This is a genomic window from Steroidobacter sp., assembly GCF_016790065.1.
Classification (GTDB): domain Bacteria; phylum Pseudomonadota; class Gammaproteobacteria; order Steroidobacterales; family Steroidobacteraceae; genus Steroidobacter.
The window spans coordinates 1-3,659 of record NZ_JAEUPY010000889.1 but is presented as its reverse complement, the minus strand read 5'-3'; the positions used below and the strand labels follow the sequence as shown (position 1 = coordinate 3,659).

The window sequence follows — 3,659 nt, the reverse complement described above, 5'->3', positions numbered from 1 at the left end:
CGCATGACGAGTTTAAGCGCCGACTCCTTGGGTATTCGCGATCGTGGGCGCATCGCGCCGAACAACTGGGCCGATCTGGTGTTGTTCGATCCGCAGAAGATCGCCGACACGGCCACGTTCGATGCACCGATCAGCTATGCGATCGGTATCGACACGGTGTGGGTCAACGGTGTCGTGACGTGGATCAACGGTGCCGACAGCGGTGCTCGAGCGGGCGGCGTCGTGCGCCGGCCAAAGCGTCAGTCGTCGGCAGCGATCCGTGAATCGAACTGATTTGATCCGAATTGATTTGCAACAGCCACGCTGCAGCGGCGGGGCGGCCGATTCAACGAACAAGGCGTGAAACGTCAAATTGGGGAAGAGAATGTCCGTGCACAACAGATCGTTCAAGCTTGCAATGTCTCTAAGCACGCTCGTCGCTACTGCGGCGCTTGCTCAGGATACCGCTCCCGGGCAGATCGCCCTCGAGGAGATCGTGGTAACCGGGACGAATATCAGAGATGTCCCGGTGATCGGCAGCTCCATCCAAACCATCGACTCCGAAGCAGTCGCGAGGAGCGGGCGTGCCACGGTAGCGGAGATGCTGCGCGAATTGCCGGCGAACTTTGCTGGCGGCGTGGCCAATAGCGACAACAACCGCGGCGGCCAGGATACAGCCTCGTCCGGCTCCAATCTGACCGGCGGCAGCGGCGTGAACCTGCGTGGTCTCGGCGCGCTGTCTACGCTGGTGCTGGTCGATGGGCGCCGTGTCGCCGCGTCGGGTCAGTTCGGCGACTTCGTCGACATCTCCAATATTCCCGCGGTTGCGATCGAGCGAATCGAGATCCTGCCCGATGGTGCCTCGGCAGTGTATGGCTCAGATGCAGTCGGCGGCGTCGTCAATTTCATCTTGAAGCGTGACTTGGAAGGGCTCCACACGTTGGCGCGTGTCGGCACGACGACTCAAGGCGGTGGCGATGAATTTCTCGCCAGTGCCGCGTGGGGTCAGAAGTGGGACACCGGTCGTGTCGTGCTCGGCTATGAATATAGCGATCGCGGTCATGTCAGAGCGGCGGATCGCGATATGAACGGCGACATGTCCGCCCGGGGCGGCGTGAACTGGCCGCTGTACACACGTCGGGTCGGCACGGCCGCCAATATTTTCACCGGGTCCGCGAACTACACCGGCAACGTCGCCTACATGGCTCCGCAGGGCCCGGGCACCGGGCTCACGGTGGCGGATCTGACGCCCGCGACGGGCGGCATCGGCTACACCAGCGACCCTTGGTTGGGATGGGACATCCTGCCGGACATGACACGTCATAGCATGTTCCTGACTGGTGATCAGCGCATCACCGATCGAGTGAGCATGTACGGCAGCGCTCGCCTGACGCGTCGGGACGGCTTGTATCGGACCGGTTACGTGGATCTGGTCGGGACGGTGCCCACGACCAGCCCGTACCGTATCGCCGGAGTGACCAACAACTTCAGCGTGCTCGTCGATGAACTATTGACCCAGCGCGACGTATCAGTCGAGAGCTACGGTGCGGAGCTGGGTGTTCGCGTCGAGCTGGTGAACGATTGGATGCTCGATGTGACGGGTTCACATAGCCGCGAGAAGCAGACGCGCAAGGCGCAGGTCGAGCGCGATGCGAACATCGGTGATTTCATTCCCACGGGTGCGGGTTTCGTCGCGGCGCCAAACTCGGTGACCTGCTCGTTGAGCGGATTGAACTCAGCCAACATCGGCTCGATTGCTTCACCCACGGCCGCGCAAACTTACTGCGCTGGGTTGAACTACACGGCCTTCAATCCCTATTCGACGCAGCGGTTGCCGCAGCAAGTGGTCGACCAGTTGATCGGCTTCGAACACCTGCAGTTCAATTCCTGGATCACGCAGGGCACGATCAAGGCCGACGGCACGCTGATCGAGCTGCCCGGCGGTCCGCTCAAGGCAGCCATCGGCTTCGATCATCGCAAGGAGTTCATCGACGGCGAGCTCGACTTCAACTATCGCAGCATCGCTCCGATCCATCAGCCGTACGGCGAGACCGAACGCAAGGTCAATTCGGCGTATGCCGAGTTCGCAGTGCCGATCGTCGGCCGCGGTAACGCGGTGACGGGAGTGCAGGCTTTGGATGTGTCGCTGGCGGTGCGCCATGAGCGTTCTTCAGGCCTGGGCGATTACTCATCCACCGATCCGAAGTTCGGGCTTCGTTACAAGCCGGCCGACAGCCTCACGTTGAATGGCAGTTATGGCACGAGCTTCCACGCGCCGCAGATGCGCTTCGCCTACAACGGCCCGCAGCCGGTATCCGGTGGCAACGCGATCTTTACGACGCCCGCCTTCTGGACTGCGCCCTGCGATACGACCTTGGTCGAGCTCAATGGTCAGTTCGATTCGCCAACGTCGTGTAGCTTTACTTCGATGATCGTCTCGGGCGGCGCCGGGCCGGTGCTCAAGCCGGAGGAGGCCGACACCTGGACGGTGGGCATCGATTTCGAGCCGCTGAGCGTGCCTGGTCTGCGCCTGGGCGCGAGTTACTACAACCTGCAGATCGACAATCGCCTGGTGCGTATCACCCAGGGCCTGTTGCCCGGCATCCTGGCGAATTATTTTGCCACCGGCACCAGCCCGTACTTGTCGAATCTGGATTTCAATCCGGATGCGGCGACGGTGCAGGCGCTGTTCGACGATCCGCGGTTCATCGGACACAGCGGTCCGGGGACGCCGTCGGTACCCGGCGATATCGCCGCCATCATCTATGCCACGCAGACCAATCTCGCTTCGCTGAAGACCGATGGTCTGGATTTGTCGGCGCGCTACCGGTGGGAAACCGGTCTCGGCAACTGGGAGCTGTTCGCCAACGGCACCGTGGTGCTTTCCTACGAGATGCAAGGCACTCCGGGCTCTGCCTACGTCGATAAGCTCGGCGTGTATGAGAGCACCGGCAATCCGCTGCGCTTCAAGTCCAAGCAGGGCATTTCATTCGCGCGAGGACCGTTGTATGCCGCCGCCACGGTCAACTACACCGATGATTACCAGTGCTTGTCCGGTTGCTACGTGCCGAACGCTACCGGAGCTCCGGTTCTGAATACGGCGCCGGTCAAGATCGATTCCTGGGTGACGCTGGATCTGCAGGTCGGCTACGACTTCGAAGGGCACGGCGGCGTGCTCGCGGGGGCGGGTGTTCGACTCAGCGTGAACAACGCGTTGGATGAGAATGCGCCGTTCATCGACACCGGCACCATCAGTGCCAGCAACGCACCGGAGCCGTACGACGCAACCAACGCGACGATCATCGGCAGAACCGTTTCGGTGACGTTAACCAAATCGTTCTGAGAGCGGCGGGTTTCAAAAGAATTTTGCAAAGGTGGAAATTATCATGGGTTTGAATTTCTCCAGACTGCGCTGGCGTCCGGGCGCGATACTGATCGCGCTCTGTGTCTCCGTCGGATTCGGGCAAGCGCAAGCATCGCCACCGCCGCCGGTCACTGACTCGTGCTCGGCATTGCGGTTGTTGAATTTGTCGACTCTGGGCGACGGAGCGGCAGCGATGCCGACGAAAGTTACGGCCGCGTCGATGTCGGTGGGCTATCAGCTGACAGCGGACCAAACGAAGCAGGTGGCGCGGCGTAGTCGCGCCATGGGCGCGTCGATCGACGACAGCATCTCGCAA

2 protein-coding genes are annotated in these 3,659 nt (G+C 61.6%); both read left to right on the top strand.

The genetic code is table 11. The annotated features are described in order from the left end of the window. On the top strand, nt 1-273 hold a 273-nt coding region (locus tag JNL55_RS35760), incomplete at its 5' end, for an amidohydrolase family protein (RefSeq protein ID WP_293866345.1). A 97-nt stretch (nt 274-370) separates the two neighbouring features. Next, entirely contained in the window at nt 371-3,322 is a 2,952-nt protein-coding gene (locus JNL55_RS35755) for a TonB-dependent receptor plug domain-containing protein (protein ID WP_293866342.1), read from the top strand. The last annotated feature ends 337 nt before the right edge of the window (nt 3,323-3,659 follow it).